Here is a 19,791-nt window from a genome sequence, read left to right as displayed (position 1 = left end):
CAGATGCACTGACCGCGCCCGACGATCTCCTCCCCCCTGCCCATGTCCGCCCGCGGCCGGCAGAGGACCATGATCGCGTGCCACCGCGAGAACCCCTCACCGAACTGCTCGTCCGCGCCGGACTCACCGTCATGACGGAGGTGAGTCCCGGCGGCCTGTTCCCGCCCGAGGCCGGCTGGCGTATCGCCCGGGGCATCGCGGCGCCGGACGACGCGGCCCGGGACGCGCCGCTCGACGACATCTGGTGGCGCCGCATCGCCGATGACCGTGGCGAGTTCCTGGTGGCCGTCCGCCGGCATCGGATCGGCGGCAATGACGCGTGGTGGACCCGGGTCCGCTCGACCGGCGCCGTGCCGGCGCTCTCGGACGGCCCCGGGTTCGTGGCCCTGTCCCTGGACGGGCAGGTGCTGCTGGCGGAAGTACCCGGACCGGACGGGCCCCGCAGGACAGCGCTCGACCGGCTGCCCGAGCGGCTGGAGGAGGGCGCGGAGACCGCCGGGAGCGAGACCGAGGCCGAGCGCGACGAGGTGTGGGCGGCCGTACCCGGAACACCGGCGTGGCCCGCGCACTGGGCCGAAGGGCTCGGGCTCAACCCCGCCGCCCCGGACGCCTTGCTGATCCAACTGCTCGACGTGGCGCCGGGCTTCCTGCACAGCTGTGACCGCCCGGCCGTCCTGGACGCCGCCCTGGCCCACTCCGAACCGGGGGTGCGCAGTCGTACCGCCGACACGTTCCGGCCGAAGCTCACCCCGGAACAATGGATACGCCTGATCCGCACCGAACCCTCGCCGGACCGCCGCGTCCTCTGGGCCACGCACGCAAGCGCCCGAGGCGTGCACCTCCCTGAGGACCTGTACGAGGGCCTCCTCACCGGCCCCTCCCGCGCGGAGGCCGCCGAATTGCCGGGGGTCCCCGCACGCCACCTGCCCGCGCTCGCGGCCGACGCCGACCCCGGCGTGCGTGAGGCCGCCTGCGGCCGGTGGGACGACCTCGCCGCACCCACGCGCGAGCTGCTGCTGACCGACCCCGACGACACGGTCCGCGTGGCCGCCCTCCTCGCCCACCACCTCACCGTGCCGATGCCGCGTGACGTCTTCACCGCGTTGCCGGAACCCCTGCGCGCACTCGAACAGTGCCGCCTGGAGCCCGCGCTGGAGGCGGAACTGGTCCGGGGCCGCGATACGGACGTACGCCGGGCGCTGGCCGCCAACCCACGGCTCACGGCATCGGGTGTCGCCGTCCTGGCGGTGGACGCCTGCGACGACGTCCGCTCGGCCGTGTCCGTGCGCCCCGACCTGACCGAGGAGCAACGGGCAGCAGTGCGCCACGACTTCGATTCCACCTCGAGGTCGTACACCCTGGCCTGGGTCGAGAGCCTGCACGGGGACGCCGACGCGATGCGCCGCCTGGCCGCCTCGTCCCACCCGCTCGTCCGCCGCAGCGTGGCGCGTGCCCGGCACCTCCCGCCGGACGTCGTGGAGCGTCTGGCCCGGGACGAGGACCGCGTCGTCCAGCTGTTCCTCGCTGAATCCTGCGACGACGCGCCGGCCGACATGCTGCTGGAGGTCTGGCGCTGGTGGGACGGCAGCCTCAGCCACCCCGGCCGCCCCCACGACCACCCCAACTTCCCCCGCACCGGCCTGCTGCGCCACGCCGACGATCCCGACGGGCGGATGCGCCGGCTGGCACTGGACGATCCGCGGTCCACCCCCGCCGACGTCGCACGCCTCGCCCGCGACCCCGAGGCCGAGGTGCGCCGCCGAGCCGCCGTGGACCCCAGGCTGGCCCCGGCCGACGCCGTACGGCTGCTGAACGATCCCAGGGAATACGTCCGGGCGGCGGCGATCCGCAGTCCGCGGCTCCCGGCCCGCGTCCTCTCCGGGCTCCTGCACGACCGCGACACGGCACACGTGGCGGCCGCCAACCCGGCGATCCCGGTGCCGGTCCTGTACCGCCTCCTGGCCTCGGCGGCCGGCAGGGGCGCCGACCAGTAGCCGCACGGCGTGGACGGTGGAGAAGCCGGTGGCGCCTGGAGTCAAGATCCGGAAGGCTGGCGCGCATGGTCTCGGTACTGCAGAACGTGGCGATCGACTGCGCGGATGCCTACGAACTGGCGCGCTTCTGGAGCAGGGTGACGGGCTGTCCGCTGGTCCCGACGCGAGACCGGGTGACCTCGAGACGCAGGTGACGTTGGCGGAAGGCCCCGCGCTCTACTTCAACCGGGTGCCCGAGCCCAAGACGGTCAAGAACCGGCTGCATCTGTGCCTGCGCCCGGAGACCTCGCGTGAGCAGGAGGTGGACCGTCTGCTGGGCCTCGGAGCCACCCTGGTCGGTGATCTCCGCAACCCCGACGGCTCGGGCTGGGTCGTCCTCGCCGACCCCGAGGGCAACGAGTTCTGCGTCCTGCGCAGCGATTCCGACCGGGCCGCGGCGGCGTCCTGACCGTGCCGTGTACTGCACCGGCTGCGGCGCGTTCGAGGGCGTCACCGGCCACAGGCCGGCGGTCTCCCCTGGAGTACCGGTCTGCCCGTCATCAGATTTCCGGTATGTCCGCCCATTAGGATGCGGATCCTGGCGATGATGATCAGTCTGTGACAGGGGTTCGCATGCGCGGCACGCGACGGCCGATCCGTGACCGGGGCCGGAGCCGGTGATGAGGTGGCCGGACCGGCGGAACGGCGTCGACGGCACCAGCCGCCGCGCAGCGCCGCAGGGCGACGAGAGCCCGCGGGTGCCCACGCCGTCCGCCTGGATGCGCTGGCTGCCGGCGTTGTACGTGGCCGGTGTGCTGGCGCTCGAGCCGATCACGCCGGTGCAGTGGCCCGTGAGCTTCCTGCTCATCGCACTGCCCGTCGTCGCCGCCTATGCGTACGGCCCGGCTGTCGTCCTGGCGGTCACGGTCTTCGCCGTCGTACTGGAGGGCGTGCTGGCCGGTACGCCGTGCTGCGCCGGACGCATGGTGGGCTACCTCTGGGACCGCAACTATGTCGGCGCCTACGTCTGCACCGCTCTCCTCGGCGTACTCGGCGCCATTCTGGCCTCCCACCGGATGCGCCGTGAGCGCACCCTCGCGACCCTGCGCTCGGTGGCCGAGACGGCGCAGCGCGTGCTGCTGCGCCCGGTGCCCCGCAGACTGGGCCGGCTGTCGATGGAGGCGCTCTACCTCTCCGCCGCGGCACAGGCACGGATCGGCGGCGACCTGTACGAAGCGGTCGTCACCGCCCACGGGGTCCGCCTCCTCATCGGCGACGTACGGGGCAAGGGGCTGCGGGCAGTGGAGACGGCCGCGACGATGCTGGGCGCCTTCCGTGAGGCCGCCTACGAAGAGCCCGACCTGGCCGGTGTGGCACGCCGCGTCGAGCGGAGCATGAGCCGCAGGGCCGCGCAGTTGCCGGGCAGTGACATGGCGGAGCGCTTCGTCACGGCGGTGTTCGCGGAGGTGCCCGATGACGAGCCCGTGGTCCGCCTCGTCAACTGCGGCCACCCGCCCCCGCTGCGCCTGGGCCCCGACGGCGTCACCGAGCTGCATCCGTCCGATGAGGGGCTGCCCCTGAACCTGGGGGTCCTGCTGGGCGTCGACTACTGCCTGGACGTGATGCCGTTCCGCCCCGGTGACCTGCTCCTGCTCTACACCGACGGCGTGACGGAGACCCGTGACGCGGCCGGTTCCTTCTATCTGCTGCACGAGCGCATCCGGTCGTGGGTGGGACTGTCCCCGCCCGACCTGCTGAACCGCCTCCACCAGGACCTGGTCGCCTTCTCGGGCGGTCACCTCGACGACGACATCGCGGCCCTGGCCGCGTACCGCCTGCCCGACGGCCCCCTCGACCAGGGCTGACGGCCGAGAGCTGCGTCCTGTGCCGGACGAGTGCCGGACGAGGTGGGACAACGAACCGCCGAGGACGACGCCGCCAGTGTCATGGCTCCGCCGGCTATAGCGTCGCTATAGCCGCCAGTGTCATGGCTCCGCCGGCTATAGCGTCGCTATACACATCTACTCTGAAGCTGTACTGTTGATATATGGCAACGGAGAACAAGCAGACCCGGCACCGCATCATGGAGGTGGCCGCCGAGCTGCTGGCGGCTTCGACGAGCGGACAGATCTCGACGCGCGAAGTGTGTGACGCCGCCGGTGTCAGGCCCCCGACGCTCTACCACCACTTCGGTGACAAGGACGGACTGCTGCAGGCCGTGGTCACCGACGGATTCGAGCGCTACCTCGCCCGCAAGCGATCCCTGGGGACGACCGGCGACCTCGCCCAGGACTTCCGGCGCGGCTGGGACATGCACGTGGAGTTCGGTGTGACCAACGCCGCGCTGTACCACGTCATGTACGGCCAGCCGGGAAGGGGGCGGACGACGCCGGCGGCCGAGGCGGCCCACGCCGATCTCGTGGCGATGATGCGCGAGCTCGACGACGCGGGGCGGCTCCGTCTGCCCGCCGAAGTGGCGGCCGGAGTCGTGGAGGCCGCCGCGGTCGGCGTGACCTTCCAGCTGATCCGCACAGGAGGAGTCGCCGACGATCCCGTGTGCGTGCTCGTGCGCGACACCGTCGCCGAAGCCGTCATCGGCCCGGCCCGCACCTACACCGCCTCACCCACGACACCGCCGCTCCAGCAGGCCGCAGCACGGCTGAGCGCCGAACTGCCACACGGCCCGATCGGCGCGCTGCGGGCCTCCGAGACGGCACTCCTGCACGAGTGGCTCGCCGAGCTCGCCGACTGATCGACCCTGTGCCGGCCCGTCGCCGCACCCACCGACCGCCAGTACGCCCCAGAAGGGACACAGGCATGACCACCACCACCCGGGAACAGGCGCACGCCAGGAGCGAAGAGGAGATACAGCACATTCTCGACGGCGTCGCGGAAGGCTTCGCGCATCCGATCCGCTCCCCGATCCTGAAGACCCCGGCCGACTACGGGCTCGCGTACGAGGACGTGACCTTCCCCTCCCTGGACGGCGTCCCGCTGGAGGCCTGGTACATCCCCCGCGAGGGCTCGACCAAGCTGGTCATCGCGAACCACCCCCTGTGGTTCAACCGCTACGGCTTCCCCGCCCACCTGGAGCCCTGGAAGTCGATCGGCGCCCTGGCCGGCAACGACTTCGAGGTCGACTTCGTCCCCGACTACCGGATCCTCCACGAGGCCGGGTACAACGTCCTCACCTACGACATGCGCAACTTCGGGCACAGCGGATCCGGCAACGGGGGAATCGGCAGCGGCGGCCGCTTCGAGGCACGCGACGTCGTCGGCTCACTCCAGTACGCGCGCGGCGACGAGCAGCTCAAGGACATGACCATCGGGCTGTTCAGCCGTTGCCAGGGCTCGAACGCGACCATGTTCGCGATGCAGCGGTACCCCGAACACTTCGAGGACGTCCGCTGCGTCGTCTCCCCGCAGCCGCTGTCCGTCGGCGTGGCCATGCAGTCGACCCTCGACCTGCTGGGGCTCGGTGACCGCATCGACGAGCTGGAGCAGAGGATCCGGCTCGCGGTGAGTTTCGGCTTCGACGACATGTCGCCCGTCGAGGCGGCGAAGAGCGTCACCGTTCCGACCTTCCTGTACCAGGTCCACGACGACCCGATGACCCGGCCGAGCGATGTGCAGGCCATGTTCGACAACATCCCGATCGAGGAGAAGAAGCTCCTCTGGATCCACGGCACGACGGCACGCTGGGACGGCTACCTCCACTTCCAGAGGGAGCCCGAGCAGATGCTGGAGTGGTTCGCGACGTACATGCGGTGACCCGGGGCCCACGTGCCGAGCACTGCCGCCGCCCTGCGCGCGGCAACGGAACGCATCGCAGGACGGCAGGATCACCGCGCTGGCGCTGAGTCGCGCGCAGCGCCGTAAAACGCGTTGGCGCACCCCGGCCGGTGCTGCTACGTTCACCGAGGCCGTGCAAGCGAACGAGGAGGTGGTACCCGTGAACGTATCGACGTGGGTGCTCTCCTCCGGGGTCACGGTCGGGCGATAGGTCGTCCGGGAGCGCCGTTGCAGCGCACTCCCGAAAGGCACGACCATGCCCCTTCGCTTCACTTCCGAACGGCACCTCGACGACGGCGTCGTCGAACGCGCATTCACCCTGGGGGAGATCCCCGGAATCCTCTGGACCCCCGCGTCCGCCACCGCGTCCGCTCCGGTGCCGCTGATCCTGCTCGGCCACCCCCCGCTCGGCCTGGACAGGATGTACCCGCGGCTGGTGGCACGGGCCCTGCACGCCGCCGCCGACGGGTTCGCCGCGGCCACCATCGAGCTTCCGGGCAGCGGCGACCGGCCCCGCTGGGACGCCCTCGAAGCGGCCCGCTCCGAGCTGCGCAGGGTCAAGCAGGCCGGGGAGCCGGTCAGTGACGAGATCATCGACGCCCTGATCCTCCCGCTCGTCGACAAGGCGGTCCCGGAGTGGCAGTCCGCACTGGACGCCCTCCTGGCACTGCCCGAGATCGAGGGACCCGTCGGGTACTCGGGAGGAATCATCTCCGTCGGCGTGCGCCTCGCGGCGACCGACCCCCGGATCGCCGCGGCCGGCCTCTTCGCCGGCAGCTTCGTGCCCCGCGCGATCCTCGACGAGGCACGCCGGGTCACCATCCCCCTGCACGTCCTGCTGCAGTGGGACGACGAGGGGAACGACCGGCAGGCGTCGCTGGACCTGTTCGACGCCTTCGCCTCCAAGGAGAAGAGCCTGCAGGCGAACATGGGCGGACACACCGGCGTCCCCCCGTACGCGGGAGAGGCCGCGGCCCGGTTCTTCACCAGGCACCTGAGGTGACGTCGGGCCGCCGAATCCCCGGCGGGCCGTAGGGAGGGGGAACGGAGTCCGAACAGGCCGTGCGGGAGGCGCTGAGCGTGTGAGGGCAGGGGCGGACGAGCAGCCACCCGCCTGCCCCCGCCCTCACCACGCCGGCAGACGCGGCCCCGCGGTCAGGACCCGGCAGTGTCGTCCGTCCCAACGCTGCCGCAGTCACCCCTGCCGGCCCCCTCGGGTTCGCGGAACACTGACGGCCTGTCACGGGGAGGCGGAGATGAGAAGACACCCCCTAGGCGTGCAGGCCCGTCTCGTCCGGCGGGCGACCGAGCTGTCCGAGGCCGCGGGACGGGTGGCCGACGCATACGAACGGGCCGTTGCGGCGGTGAGGGACGCGAGCCGCCTCGAGACCCTGCCCCAGGAGGCCGGCCTCGGCCTCGGCTGGCGGCTGGTCACCAGCCTGTGGATCCTGCGGGAGGCCGGCCCTGAGGCAGGCGGGATCGCGGCGGCCGGGCGCGACCTCGCCGACCGGCTGCACGGGCCGCTCCAGGCCGCCGCCCCGGCCGCCGGACTGCGCACCATGCTCCAGGTCGGGCCGGCGGCACGGTCCAGGGCCACGGAAGCAGTCACCGAGCTGCGCTCTCTGCTGGCCCACGCCGACGAGAACAACCTGTTGGAGCGCTTCACCCAGACATCGGTCGATCTCCTCCGAGGGCAGGACATCCCCGACTTCGTCGCCCTCGCGGCCGGAGCCGACTTACTGATCGTTTCAGAATGCCGCCCTGCGGAGACGCTGGCGGCCCATGGAGTAATCCCTTCCACGCCGTGACACCGGAACAGCCCACAGTCTCCGTCCGGACATCTCGCCACGCGACACCCGTCCGCAGCACGAACAGGACGCCGGCGAGTGCCGCCCGGTCCGGGATGGCGCCGTTCGGGAGCGGGCGGCAGCAACGGGGCCACCCGCTCCCACAGGCGGTCAGGAACAAGATCGGTGCGCACCCCGAACTCCCTGCCGATGACATTCGCTGAGCATGAGTCCCGCAGCTCAACTCATTCAGGACGTCCAGCGTCTCGTCGACGTACCGCCAAGCGGTGGCCTGGGACATCCCGGCGGCGGCTCGGTTCCGCCCATGCTGACAGCGGTCATTCCCGCCCGGCGGCATGCATACCATTGCATGAACGGCATCCAGGCCGGGCTTCCAGGTCCGCTCACCAGCGGCGATGCCGCCAGTTCGCCTGGTTCCGCAACGACGCGGAGCAGTGGGGTGCTGGGGAGGTACGGAGAAACAGGGGGGATGCGGCATGCATCGGCGGGTGCTATTGGGGCGCGATACGGAGCGTCGCACGCTGGCGGCCCTGGTCGAGCAGGGGGCCGCTGGTTCGGGCGGTGCTGCGGTGATCACCGGGGTGCCGGGGATCGGCAAGTCGGCGCTGGTCGCGGAGGCCGCGGGCGCGGCGGCACGCGGTGGGACCCGTGTGATCACCGCTGTGGGGGTCCAGTCGGAGGAGGACCTGCCCTGTGCGGGTCTTCACCAGTTGGTTCACCAACTGAGGGACGGAGTCGACGACTTGCCGGGACGTCAGCGCAGCGCGCTGCTCGCGGCCGTCGGGCTGGTCGACGAGGCCGTACCCGATCTGTACCTCGTCGGCTTGGCCGCGCTGACCCTGCTGACGGACGCGGCGGCGAAGGCGCCACTGCTGGTGGTCGTCGAGGACGCCCACTGGATGGACCGTGCCAGCATCGATGTGCTCGGGTTCGTGGCGCGGCGGATCGAATCCGACCCTCTCGTTCTGGTCGCCGTCACCCGGCGCCTCGACGACCGCCTCAGCAGTGCCGGCCTGCCCGTGCTGCACCTGGGCCCGCTGACGGACGAGGTGTCGGGGGAGGTGCTGGACGCGGTGGCCCCCGGACTGGGGCCGCAGGTCAGACGGCGGCTGTTGGAGGAGGCCGCCGGGAACCCGCTGGCGCTGACCGAGTTGCCGGTCGCGCTGCAGTCGGTCGGCGGGGCGTACGCGCTCAATCCGGGTCCGCTGCCGCTGACCGCGCGGCTGGAGCGGACGTTCACGGCACGGGTCTCCCGCCTGCCGGCCGACACCCGCGCGGTCCTGCTCCTCTCGGCCCTCAACGGTGACGGGACGATGGAGGAGTGCCTCGACGCAGCGACCCGGATGCTCGGGACGGCCGTCGGCGTCGGCGCTTTCGAGGCGGCGATCGACGCGGGCCTGGTGGAGGCCCAGGGGTTGATCTTCAGGCACCCGCTCGTCCGCTCGGCGATACACCACGCCGCCACCGCCGTGGAGCGCCAGGCCGCGCACGCCGCGCTGGCCGCCGCGCTCCAGGGGCAGCCCGATCGGCAGGCCTGGCACCGTGCCGCCGCCACCGCCGGTCTCGACGAGCGAGTGGCACGGGATCTGGACTCCACTGCCGGCAGAGCCCTGCGGCGAGGCGGTGTCGCCGCGGCTCTCGCCGCGCTGAGGCGGGCGGCGGAGCTGACCAAGGACCCCTCCGCGCGGGCGGACCGGTTGCTCCGGGCGGCGGAGCTCGCACTGGAGTCGGGCCAAGGAGACGATGCGGCGCACCTGCTGATTCAGGCACGCTCACTGGACCTTTCGGTCCGGGACCGAGGCCGCGCGGCCTGGGTCAGCATCGCTCTGGCCGAGGGGACGCGGGGCGAGGGCGCCGCGACCGCCGAGCTGGCCGAACTGGCGGTCGAGATCGCCGCCGGCGGCGAGTCGACACTGGGGCTGCGCATGCTGTGGGGCGCGGTCCTGCAGTGCTTCTGGGGGGAGCCGGGCCCGGCCGCCCGCGAGCGGGTCGCCGCCGCAGCCGACAGGATGCCCGTGCCTGCCGACAACGCCGACCTGGTCGCTCTGCGGGCGTACTCGGCGCCGGTCGAGCATGGGGAAGGAGTCATGGAGGGCCTGGCGGGTCAGCTGGAGCGCTCATCGGAGAACGCGGAGGGGGACCAGCTCCTGGGCGCCGCCGCCGTGACGGTGGGCGCTCCCGCCCTGGCGAGCCGGCTGACGGCAAGGTCGCTGGACGCCCTGCGAGCACAGGGCAGGCTATCGATGCTGGCCCGCGCCCTCTGCGTCCAGGCGGGGAGCGCCGCACGGCTGGGTGACGTGCGCGCCGGCTCCCTCGCCGCGGAGGAAGCCTCGTCGCTCGCCCGTGAGACCGGTCAGCCTCTCGTGCACGCGATGGTGAACGCCATCCGCGCGCAGCTGGCCGCCGTCAGCGGCGACCCGGCGGCAGAGGCATGGGCGGCGGAAGCCGAACGCGAGGCCCTTCCCAGCGGAGGACGCCCGGTGCTGGCCATCATGCAGATGGCCCGCGGGCAGGCGGCTCTCTGCCAGGGCCGCTACGGCGACGCGTTCGGCCACCTGCACCGCGTCTTCGACCCGGCCGACCCCGCCTTCCACCCCTGGCTGCGCTTCTACGCGGTTGCGGAGCTGGTCGAGGCGGCGGTGCGCAGCGAATCCGCGGAGGTGGCACGCGACATCGTGCGGGAGTTGACCCCGCTCGGGGAATCGACGTCTTCGCCTGCCCTGCTCTGCGGGCTGCGACTGGCCCGGGCCCTGCTGAGCCCGCAGGACGCCGCCGAGCCGCTGTACAGGGCGGCCCTCGACGCCGTCCCCACGGACTGGCCGTTCGAGGGGGCTCGGGCACGCCTCGCCGTGGGCGAGTGGCTGCGGCGTCACCGGCGGCCAGCGGAGTCCCGCGTCGCCCTCCAGGCCGCACGCGAGATCTTCGACGCCCTCGGCGCGTCGGCATGGGCGGAGCGGGCACGACAGGAACTGCGCGCCGCGGGCGCCTCGTCCCCGCGCCAGGACCCGGCCGCGGTCGACCGGCTGACCTCGACCGAGCTGCACGTCGCGCAGCTCGCCGCGCAGGGTCTGACGAACCGGGAGATCGGCGAGCGGTTGTACGTCTCGCCCCGGACGGTGAGCACTCACCTCCAGCGGATGTTCCCCAAACTAGGGGTCACCTCCCGCGGCGAACTCGCCGCGGTGCTCGGCGGCACGACGACGTACCCCGAAAGCGCAGCGTCATGACGTACGCGGAAGACGCGGCACCATGACGTACGTCGAAGCCGTAGTCCGACGGACGCGGACCGACCCGCTCGATTCCTAGGTTGATGCCATGCCCGGCACGCACACGGCGGACGGGCGGAAAGGCACACCATGGGAACCATCACCGTCGGCACCGAGGGCTCGACCGGCATCGACCTCTACTACGAGGACCACGGGTCGGGACAGCCGGTCGTCCTGATCCACGGCTACCCGCTGGACGGGCAGTCGTGGGAGAAGCAGACCGATGCGCTGGTCAAGGCCGGCTACCGCGTCATCACCTACGACCGCCGTGGCTTCGGCCGGTCGAGCAAGACCATGACGGGCTACGACTACGACACCTTCGCCGCCGACCTGGACACCGTACTGACGCAGCTGGACCTGCGTGACGCGGTTCTCGTCGGCTTCTCGATGGGCTCGGGCGAGGTCGCCCGCTACCTCGGTACCTACGGCTCGGAGCGGGTGGCGAAGGCGGCGTTCCTCGGTTCGCTCCAGCCGTTCCTGCTGCAGACGCCGGACAACCCCACCGGTGTGCCGCAGAGCGTCTTCGACGGCATCGCGGAGCAGGCGGAGGCCGACCGCTACGCCTGGTACGAGAGCTTCTTCGTCGACTTCTTCAACACCGACGAGACGCTCGGGTCGCGGCTCAGCGAGGCCGCGCTGCGTGCGAACTGGGTCACCGCCATCGACTCGGCCCCCATGGCGGCCCACGCGTGCGTCCCGGCGTGGCTGACGGACTTCCGGGCCGACGTGGAGCGCATCGACGTGCCGTCGCTGATCCTGCACGGGACCGCCGACCGCATCCTGCCGATCGACGCCACGGCCCGCGAGTTCCGCCGCCGCCTGCCCGACGCGCGGTTCGTCGAGATCGACGGCGCTCCGCACGGACTGCTGCTCACCCACGCGGCCGAGGTCAACGCCGCCCTGCTCGACTTCCTCGCCGCTTGAGAGCCGGCGCCCGTCACGAAAGGACCGCACTCCTGTGCCGGTTGTCAACAACCCTCTGCCCGAGCGCGACCGCGAGACCGCGGGAGCGGTGCTGCAGGCGACCCTGACCGACCTGCTCGGCCTGTCCCTGGTGGCCAAGCAGGCCCACTGGAACGTGTACGGCCCGCGCTTCCGCTCGGTCCACCTCCAGCTCGACGAGGCCGCCACCATCGCCCGGAACCACGCCGACACGGTGGCCGAGCGCGCGGCCGCCCTGGGCGTCAGCCCGGACGGACGGGCCGGGACCATCGCGAAAGCCAGTGGCGTGCCAGCCTTTCCGCCGGGCTGGACCAAGGACAGCGACGCCGTCGACGCCTTGGTGCACGCGCTCTTCGCCGTGACCGAGAGGCTGCGTGAGCGCATCGTCGCGATGGGCCCGGTGGATGTCGTCACCGAGGACCTCCTCGTCGGGCTCACAGCCGATCTCGAGAGGCAGAGCTGGATGTTCCAGGCGGAGAACCGGGGCTGATGGGGGAGAAGAGCATGGGTGTCGAGGGCACGAGCACTGACCGGTTCGAGCCGGTACGGGCGGCGCTGGCGGCACACCTCGAAGCCGGCGAGGAGCTGGGCGCGTCGATCGCCGTCGATGTGGACGGGGTCATGGAAGTCGATCTCTGGGGTGGCCACGCGGACGCGGCGCGGACCGTTCCGTGGCACCGGGACACGTTGGTGAGCCTGTGGTCGACCACGAAGACCTTCACCAATCTCGCGGCCCTCATCCTCGTCGACCGGGGTGCGCTGGACCTGCACCGCCCGGTCGCGCACTACTGGCCCGAGTTCGCCGCCCAGGGGAAAGAACACATCGAGGTGCGGCACGTCCTGGCCCACACCTCGGGACTCTCCGGCTGGGAGCAGCCCTTCTCCCTGGAGGACCTCTACGACCGGCCCACCGCGAGTGCCCGGCTGGCCGCGCAGGCACCCTGGTGGGAGCCGGGCTCCGCGTCCGGCTACCACGTCCAGACCCAGGGGCAGTTGGTGGGAGAGCTCGTCCGGCGGGTCAGCGGCCGCAGCCTGACAGAGTTCGTCGCCACCGAAATCGCCGAGCCGGCGCAGGCCGATGTCCAGATCGGCGCGCGGCGGGCCGACTGGCCGCGTATCGCCGATCTGGTGGCCCCCTCGCAGCCGATCGGCATGCCCACGGGTCTTGATCCCGAGGGGATCTTCACCAGGACGCTGCTCGGAAGCCCCGCGCGTGACGAGCACGTCGACACCCCGCAGTGGCGCTCCGCCGAACTCGGAGCCGTCAACGGACACGGCAACGCACGTGGCCTGGCCCGAGCGCTCTCCGTCGTCTCGCGGCACGGCCAGGTCAACGGCCGCCGGCTTCTCTCCGAGGAGACGGTGGACAAGGTGTTCGACGTCCAGGCCGACGGGGTCGACCTGTTCCTGGGAGTCCCCGTCCGCTGGGGCATCGGCTACGCCCTCGCCGATCCGAGGACGATGCCGCACATGCCCACCGGGAGAATCTGCTTCTGGGTCGGCAGGGGCGGCTCGATCGTCATGATGGACCTCGACCGGCGCGTCACGTTCTCGTACACGATGAACCGGGTGGGCGACGGGCTCCTCGGTTCGGAGCGCACGCACATCTACCTCAGGCACGTCTACGAAGTCCTGGAGGGTACCGGCTGAGGTGTAGCCGTAGGCTCCGCGCGGGGGAGCCTACGGCCCACCGCCGAACGTACCGTCAACCGCCTCAAGATCTTCGCCCGGTCGCCACACGCTACGGGAAACGGCTCCGTATCCGCCTCGACGCCGTCGCACGCGCAGCACGCGTGATCTGGCTCCGCACACCGACCACGGGCAGGGAAACATCGCGTAGGAACGCGAGTGAGCGGCCGTCATCCGGCTGAAGGGGAGCTCGCTCCCTCATCCGGTCGAGGCTTCCGCGTCCTGCGATCCGCGCTGCTCACGCGGCGCTGACGGACGCCCGTCCATCACGTACCGGCCAAACGATCCGGGCCCGTTCCTCGACGCACCCGGCTGCCTCGCCTTTCGGTCCGTCGAACACTATTCATCGAACAAGAGGGATTTCACCCATGCGCAAGACCCACCTCGTCCGTCCGGGCGGTAGATCCGTACTGCTCGGTGTCACCGCAGCCGTCGGACTGTCCGTCGCCGCCGTCACCCTGCCCGCCGCGGCAGACGCCACGCCCCACCACCCCGTACGTCCGACGATCGTGCTGGAACACGGAGCGTTTGCCGACGCCGCGAGCTGGGACGGTGTCGTCGCCCGGCTGCAGAGCGCGGGCTACCCAGTGGTGTCCGCCGCCAACCCGCTGCGTGGTCCGGCGAGCGACGCCGCTTACCTGCGCAGCGTCCTCGACCACATCGACGGGCCAGTGGTCCTGGTCGGCCACTCCTACGGCGGCACCGTCATCAGCCAGGCCGCTGCAGGCCTCGAAGGCAAGGTGAAGGCACTGGTCTACATCGCGGCGTTCTTGCCGGACGAGGGCGAGAGCTCGATCGGGCTGACGGACAAGTTCCCCGGCAGCACCCTCGGCCAAGCCGTCGAGTCCGTCCACTACGTCCTGCCTGACGGTGGTCAGGGCGCGGACGTGTACATCAAGCCGGACAAGTTCCGCGACCAGTTCGCCGCAGACGTGCCGAGGGACAAGGCCAGGCTCATGGCTGCGGCGCAGCGTCCAATCGCTGCCGCCGCTCTGGAGGAGAAGTCCACCCAGGCCGCCTGGAAGACGATCCCCTCCTGGTCACTGGTGACCACAGAGGACCGCAACATCCCAGTGGCTGCCCAGCGCTTCATGTCGGCCCGCGCCCATGCCCGCACGACGACCATCGACGCGTCACACGCGGTATCCGTATCCCGCCCCGAGGCCGTCACCCGCATCGTCGAGCAGGCGGCCCGCACGGTCCGATGACCGAGGGCTCCACCCTGACGCTCATCGTACGTCCCCGTACAGCGGGCCTGATACGGGTTCGGGTGACAGGCCGACCTGCCCCACCACCGCGGTTCCAGTTCTGGTGACCGAACCTCTTCCATCCTGTGCTGGAGGGCGAAATGGGCTGGTCAGCAGGCGCGGTGACGAGACAGAGCTCCTGGTCGTTGGCGTGATGATTCCACTCACCGAACCAACGACCGAAGGGGCTCTGGATGTGTTCGTATCCTGCCGTGCTCGGCGTCCCGCATGAGCTGGTCGAGCATGTTTCCTGGCTGCTGCGGGAATATCGCCGGGCCCGCAACACACGCTGGGGCAGGCTCGGCTGCTTCCAGCATGCGCTGCTCACCCTGGTCCATCCGCGGAAGAACGAGACGTTCTCGCGGCTCGGAAGCCGGTTTTGGGATCCGAGGCCACCGCTTGGCGGGAGTTCGGGGTGCGCACCGATCTTGTTCCTGACCGCCTGTGGGAGCGGGTGGCCCCGTTGCTGCCGCCCGCTCCCGAACGGCGCCATCGCCACCCCGGGCGGCTGCGTATTCTGGACCGGGCGGCAGTCGCCGGCGTCCTGTTCGTGCTGCGGACGGGTGTCGCGTGGCGAGATGTCCGGACGGAGACTGTGGGCTGTTCCGGTGTCACGGCCTGGCGTCGGCTGCGAGATTGGACCGAGGCCGGAGTGTGGCCGCGCCTGTGCGCTGCCCTGTTGAGCGAGCTTCGCCGTGCCGGCCTGCTGGACCTGGACGACTGCTCCGTGGATGGCTCGCATGTCCGGGCCCCAAAAGGAGGGGATCACGTCGGCCCCTCGCCCGTTGACCGTGCCCGCCCCGGCTCCAAGCACCACCTGATCGTCGACCGGCACGGAACCCCGCTCGCTGTCACGCTGACCGGCGGGAACCGACACGACGTCACCCAGCTCATGCCTTTGCTCGACGCTATCCCGTCGCTCCGGGGACTGCGGGGACGTCCCCGTTGCAAGCCCCGGCGTCTGTATGCCGACCGGGGCTACGACTTCGACAAGTACCGCCGTCTGCTGTGGAAGCGGGGCATCAAGCCGTTGATTGCTCGACGCGGTGTCGCCCACGGTTCCGGGCTGGGCAAGGTGCGCTGGGTGGTCGAGCGTGCCTTCGCCTGGCTGCACCAGTTCAAACGGCTCCGCACCCGCTACGAGCGACGTGCCGATCTCCACCAGGGCGGGCCTCGTCAATCGCGTTCAGAGCGTGGACGTAACCGACCACGAGGTCCCGTGCAGCCCCAACCCGTTCCATACGGCGCCCTCCTCCTCGAGCCCGTGAGTGAAGGGATTCTTCGATGGGCCGCCAGCGTCTCCGCAGGACAGCATTCTGAAACGATCAGTTGGCACGGCACCCCGCCGCCTACCGCGACCTGCTGACCGAGCTGACCGCTCCCGCCGCCCTGCCGGGCACGAAGAAGCCACCGCGCAGGGGGCGTTGGTGGCGGTGGCGCCGGTGATGTCACGGGGTTGCGTCCATGCCGCCGACCTGCGCCGCGCAGCACGTGACGCTCACCCTCCCTCCAGCGTCCCCTCGCGCGGCGCCGCCGTCGAGGCCCGGACGACGAGTTCGGTGGCGAGCTCGATGTGGTGGGACTCGACCTTCTCGCCGTTGGCCAGTCGCAGGGCGGTGCGCAGGGCCACGGCGCCCATCTCCCGGAGCGGCTGGCGCACCGTGGTCAGGGGCGGTGACGCCATCTGGGCGAGGCTCGTGTCGTCGAAGCCGACCACGCTCAGGTCCTCGGGGACGCGCAGACCTCGGGTACGCGCGGCCTCGACGGCGCCGAGCGCGATCTCGTCGTTGGCCGCGAAGACCGCCGTAGGGGGATCCTCCAAGTCCAGCAGCGCCGCCGCGCCGTGCAGGCCGGTCTCGTACGTGAACTCCCCGGGTCGGATGTACGCGTCCGGCACCCGTGCTCCCTCGGCCTCCATGGCGGCGCGGTAGCCGTGCATGCGGGCCTGGTTGCAGACGGCCATGGCCGGTCCGCCGAGGTAGGCGATGCGGCGGTGGCCCAGGGACAGCAGGTGGCGGGTCGCGGCCAGGCCGCCGGCGAAGTTGGTCGCCCCGACGCTGGTGACCCGCGCGTCCGGCAGATGCAGCGGGTCCAGCACGACCAACGGCAGCCCCGAGCGCGCCAGTTCGTTCAGGTGGGCCGCGGTGTACACGCTGGTGACCGCGATGACGGCGCGCCGCCCGGCCGAGACCAGGTCCCGGGCCCAGTGCGGGGCGCTGGACGCCTTGCTGACCACCACCGACGCGCCTGAAGCGGCGGCCGCGTCGACGATGCCTTCCAGGGCCTCCGCCACGTAGGACTTGAGACCGCCCTGGAACTGCACCTCGATGGTCGGGCTCTCGACGCCCTCGGTGTGGCGGAACACGGGTGCGAGATAGTCGTGCTGGTGCAGAAGCTCCTGCACGCGGACCCGGGTGTGCGGCGCCACGTCACCGCGACCGTTGACCACTTTGGACACGGTCGCCACGGAGACCCCAGCTGCCTGGGCGATGTCCGCCAAAGTGGTGCGCCTGGCGTTGGGTCGCATCGGTTCCTCTCAGCTCCAGGTCCACCGGTGTGGCGACCCGCCGGTCGGGCCGGCCACGCGTGCTGAACCCGTCAACCGTACCTGAGTCGCCGCGTCACGCTCCGCCCGAGGTCAGCCAGTTTCGAAACCCTTTCGGAACGCGCAGCCGAGCTACCGGATACCGATGGAGCCCAGTTCCTGCAAGGGTTCCACCCGTTTCATCGCGTCGCTGCACGCGTATTGACAGGGCCTCAGCCCGAAACCTAGCTTGCTCGGACAGAACTTGAAGAGCGAACTTTCGAAAACCTTTCACCAGGACTCACGGGATGCCGACGGCTCTCGAGTGCGGAGAAGAATCATGGCGCTCTCTCGACGTACCCTCCTCGGCCTGGCGGCCGCCGTGCCGGCCTCCGCAGCGCTGACCGCCTGCGGCGGCTCGTCAGGACCCGGCAAGAGCGGCGGTGCCACGTACTGGTACCTGAACGGACAACCCCAGGAAAGCGTCAGGTCCGGCGCCGTGAAGGCCTTCAACAAGGCCCACCCCGACGACCAGATCGAGGACACGACCTTCCAGAACGACGCATACAAGACCAAGATCAAGACCGCCATCGGAGCCGGGAAGGCGCCCACCATCATCTGGGGCTGGGGCGGCGGCACTCTGCGCGCCTACGCCGAGGCCGGCCAGGTCGAGGACCTCACGTCGTGGTTCGGCGAGCACGCCGACCTCAAGAAGAGCCTGTTCCCGTCCTCGTTCGGCGCGGCGACCGTCGACGGCAAGATCTACGCGATGCCGTGCGAGACGGTGCAGCCGATCATCCTCTACTACAACAGGAAGGTGTTCGACCAGGTCGGCGCGAAGCCGCCGGAGTCCTGGGACGACATCATGGCGCTGGTGCCCAAGTTCAACAAGAAGGGCATAGCGCCGTTCGCCCTCGGCGGGCAGTCCCGGTGGACGAACATGATGTGGCTGGAGTTCCTCTTCGACCGCATCGGAGGCTCCGAGGTCTTCCAGGCCGCCATCGAGGGCGAGAAGAACGCCTGGTCCCACCCGGACGCCATCAAGGCCCTCACCAAGCTGCAGGAACTGGTCAAGGCCGGCGGATTCGTCAAGGGCTTCTCCTCGATCACCGCGGACTCCAACGCCGACCAGGCGCTGCTCTACACCGGCCGGGCCGCCATGATGCTGCACGGCGCATGGTCGTACGGCATCCAGCAGGCCGACGGCGGCGACTTCGTCTCCAGCGGCTCACTGGGCTACATGACGTTCCCGCCCGTCGAAGGCGGCAAGGGCGATCTCAGCGACACCGTCGGCAACCCCGCCCAGTACCTCTCCATCTCCTCGAAGGCCAGCGCCGAGGAGAAGAAGGTCGCGAAGGAGTACTTCGCCAAGGGTGTCCTCCAGGAGGAGGAGGTGAAGCAGTGGATCGGCAACGGGTCCGTGCCGATCAAGCTGGGCACGGAGAAACTGCTGGCCGCCTCCGACAACGCCGACTTCCTCCAGTTCACCTACGACATCGCCAGCAAGGCCAAGGTGTTCGTGCAGTCCTGGGACCAGGCCCTCAGCCCGACAGCCGCCGAGACCCTGCTGGACAACATCGTCAAGCTGTTCCAACTGTCCATCTCGCCCAAGCAGTTCGCCACCAACCTCAACGCGGTCACCAACGCATGAGTGCCCTCCCCGGCACCACCCGGCGCCGCCGGCCACACAGCGCCCTGCCGTGGCTGGCGACGCCGGCGCTGGTGCTCTTCGTCGGCTTCGCCGTGGTCCCGCTCGTCGGCGTCTTCGCGCTGAGCTTCACCACGTGGGACGGTATCGGCACCATCCGCGCCACCGGGCTCACGAGCTGGCGCAAGGTGCTGACCGACCCCGGACTGACCCACGCCCTGTGGGTGACGTTCCTGGTGATGGCCGTGTCCTGGGCCGTGCAGACACCACTGAGCATCCTGCTCGGCACGTTCCTCGCCGGCCGCCAGCGCTACCGCGCGGTCCTGGGCGTCGTCTACTTCATCCCGCTGATGCTCAGCTCCGCCGCCATCGCACTCGCCTACAAGGCCCTGCTCGACCCGAACTTCGGACTCGGCGCCGGACTGGACATCCAGGCGCTGAGCCGGGACTGGCTGGGGCGGCCGGGGCTCGCGTTCGGAGTCGTCATCTTCGTCGTCTCCTGGCAGTTCATCCCGTTCCACTCCCTGATCTACCAGGGCGGTGTCCAGCAGATCCCCAAGTCGCTCTACGAGGCGGCCCAGTTGGACGGAGCCGGACGCGTCCGGCAGTTCTTCAGCATCACGCTGCCCCAGCTGAAGTACACCATCATCACCTCGTCCACGCTGATGGTCGTCGGGTCGCTGACCTTCTTCGACCTCATCTTCATCCTGACCGAGGGCGGCCCCGGCGACGCCACCCGCGTGCTCGCCCTGGACATGTACAAGCGGGGCTTCCAGGCCAGCCTGATGGGACCCGCCAGCGTCATCGCGGTGATCCTCGTCCTCGTCGGTCTCGGGCTCGCCCTGCTGCTGCGCCGCCTCGGTGGCCGGAACGCCGGCGCCAGCCAACTCGAGGGGGCCTGA

14 protein-coding genes and 4 pseudogenes are annotated in these 19,791 nt (G+C 70.8%); 16 read left to right on the top strand and 2 right to left on the bottom strand.

Features of this window, described 5'->3' with window-relative positions:
* The first annotated feature begins 77 nt into the window (after positions 1–77).
* The 7 genes and pseudogenes from ADL34_RS10425 to ADL34_RS36060 all read left to right on the top strand — a co-directional run bounded on the left by ADL34_RS10425 (position 78) and on the right by ADL34_RS36060 (position 7,573).
* Positions 78–1,994, top strand: a complete 1,917-nt coding sequence (locus ADL34_RS10425; protein WP_062672583.1) for a hypothetical protein — start codon at positions 78–80, stop codon at positions 1,992–1,994.
* Positions 1,995–2,059: 65 nt separating this feature from the next.
* Positions 2,060–2,442 (top strand): annotated as a pseudogene (locus ADL34_RS10420) (VOC family protein).
* Positions 2,443–2,653: 211 nt separating this feature from the next.
* Entirely contained in the window at positions 2,654–3,838 is a 1,185-nt protein-coding gene (locus ADL34_RS10415; RefSeq protein WP_199835551.1) for a PP2C family protein-serine/threonine phosphatase, read from the top strand.
* A gap of 182 nt (positions 3,839–4,020) precedes the next feature.
* The gene (locus ADL34_RS10410) at positions 4,021–4,725 is read left to right on the top strand and encodes a TetR/AcrR family transcriptional regulator (RefSeq protein ID WP_062672585.1); all 705 of its coding nucleotides are present in this window, start codon (positions 4,021–4,023) and stop codon (positions 4,723–4,725) included.
* Positions 4,726–4,790: 65 nt separating this feature from the next.
* A complete protein-coding gene (locus tag ADL34_RS10405) occupies positions 4,791–5,744 on the top strand; it encodes an alpha/beta hydrolase family protein (protein ID WP_062672587.1) in 954 nt (317 codons plus the stop codon).
* A gap of 277 nt (positions 5,745–6,021) precedes the next feature.
* Positions 6,022–6,768 (top strand): hypothetical protein, encoded by a 747-nt coding sequence (locus tag ADL34_RS10400; RefSeq protein ID WP_062672589.1) that lies wholly within the window; start codon positions 6,022–6,024, stop codon positions 6,766–6,768.
* A gap of 253 nt (positions 6,769–7,021) precedes the next feature.
* Complete coding sequence (locus ADL34_RS36060; RefSeq protein WP_159038910.1) at positions 7,022–7,573, top strand: hypothetical protein; 552 nt, start codon at positions 7,022–7,024, stop codon at positions 7,571–7,573.
* A gap of 205 nt (positions 7,574–7,778) precedes the next feature.
* Here the strand turns inward: ADL34_RS36060 and ADL34_RS37230 are convergent.
* Positions 7,779–7,865, bottom strand: a pseudogene (locus tag ADL34_RS37230) (IS5/IS1182 family transposase); the annotation flags it as partial.
* A gap of 184 nt (positions 7,866–8,049) precedes the next feature.
* Between ADL34_RS37230 and ADL34_RS10390 the strand changes: the two are divergent.
* The 7 genes and pseudogenes from ADL34_RS10390 to ADL34_RS34725 form a co-directional block, all read left to right on the top strand.
* Positions 8,050–10,800, top strand: coding sequence for an AAA family ATPase (locus tag ADL34_RS10390; RefSeq protein WP_062672592.1), 2,751 nt, complete (start codon positions 8,050–8,052; stop codon positions 10,798–10,800).
* A 129-nt stretch (positions 10,801–10,929) separates the two neighbouring features.
* On the top strand, positions 10,930–11,763 hold the full coding sequence (locus tag ADL34_RS10385) for an alpha/beta fold hydrolase (protein WP_062672594.1): 834 nt from the start codon (positions 10,930–10,932) through the stop codon (positions 11,761–11,763).
* A 34-nt stretch (positions 11,764–11,797) separates the two neighbouring features.
* Positions 11,798–12,271 carry a Dps family protein gene (locus tag ADL34_RS10380; RefSeq protein WP_062672596.1) on the top strand — a complete coding sequence of 158 codons (474 nt, stop codon included), beginning with the start codon at positions 11,798–11,800 and terminating at the stop codon, positions 12,269–12,271.
* Complete coding sequence (locus tag ADL34_RS10375; RefSeq protein ID WP_234374981.1) at positions 12,271–13,431, top strand: serine hydrolase domain-containing protein; 1,161 nt, start codon at positions 12,271–12,273, stop codon at positions 13,429–13,431. Before ADL34_RS10380 ends, ADL34_RS10375 begins: the two co-directional genes overlap by 1 nt.
* A 407-nt stretch (positions 13,432–13,838) precedes the next feature.
* Positions 13,839–14,678 carry an alpha/beta fold hydrolase gene (locus ADL34_RS10370; RefSeq protein WP_062672598.1) on the top strand — a complete coding sequence of 280 codons (840 nt, stop codon included), beginning with the start codon at positions 13,839–13,841 and terminating at the stop codon, positions 14,676–14,678.
* Positions 14,679–14,868: 190 nt separating this feature from the next.
* Positions 14,869–15,123, top strand: a pseudogene (locus ADL34_RS36625) (transposase family protein); the annotation flags it as partial.
* Positions 15,124–15,132: 9 nt separating this feature from the next.
* Positions 15,133–15,885, top strand: a pseudogene (locus ADL34_RS34725) (IS5 family transposase); the annotation flags it as partial.
* A 330-nt stretch (positions 15,886–16,215) separates the two neighbouring features.
* Here ADL34_RS34725 and ADL34_RS10365 read toward each other — a convergent pair.
* Positions 16,216–17,244, bottom strand: coding sequence for a LacI family DNA-binding transcriptional regulator (locus ADL34_RS10365; protein WP_062672599.1), 1,029 nt, complete (start codon positions 17,242–17,244; stop codon positions 16,216–16,218).
* A gap of 337 nt (positions 17,245–17,581) precedes the next feature.
* Here ADL34_RS10365 and ADL34_RS10360 point away from each other — a divergent pair, with 337 nt between their 5' ends.
* Together ADL34_RS10360 and ADL34_RS10355 are read left to right on the top strand one after the other, a co-directional pair.
* The gene (locus ADL34_RS10360) at positions 17,582–18,892 is read left to right on the top strand and encodes an extracellular solute-binding protein (protein ID WP_062672601.1); all 1,311 of its coding nucleotides are present in this window, start codon (positions 17,582–17,584) and stop codon (positions 18,890–18,892) included.
* Entirely contained in the window at positions 18,889–19,791 is a 903-nt protein-coding gene (locus ADL34_RS10355) for a carbohydrate ABC transporter permease (RefSeq protein WP_062672603.1), read from the top strand. Before ADL34_RS10360 ends, ADL34_RS10355 begins: the two co-directional genes overlap by 4 nt.

Origin of the sequence: Streptomyces sp. NRRL WC-3605, from assembly GCF_001509795.1 — a bacterium.
Classification (GTDB): Bacteria; Actinomycetota; Actinomycetes; order Streptomycetales; family Streptomycetaceae; genus Streptomyces; species Streptomyces viridochromogenes.
Note: the sequence above shows the minus strand (reverse complement) of the source record. Positions and strands in the feature narration are given on the sequence as shown.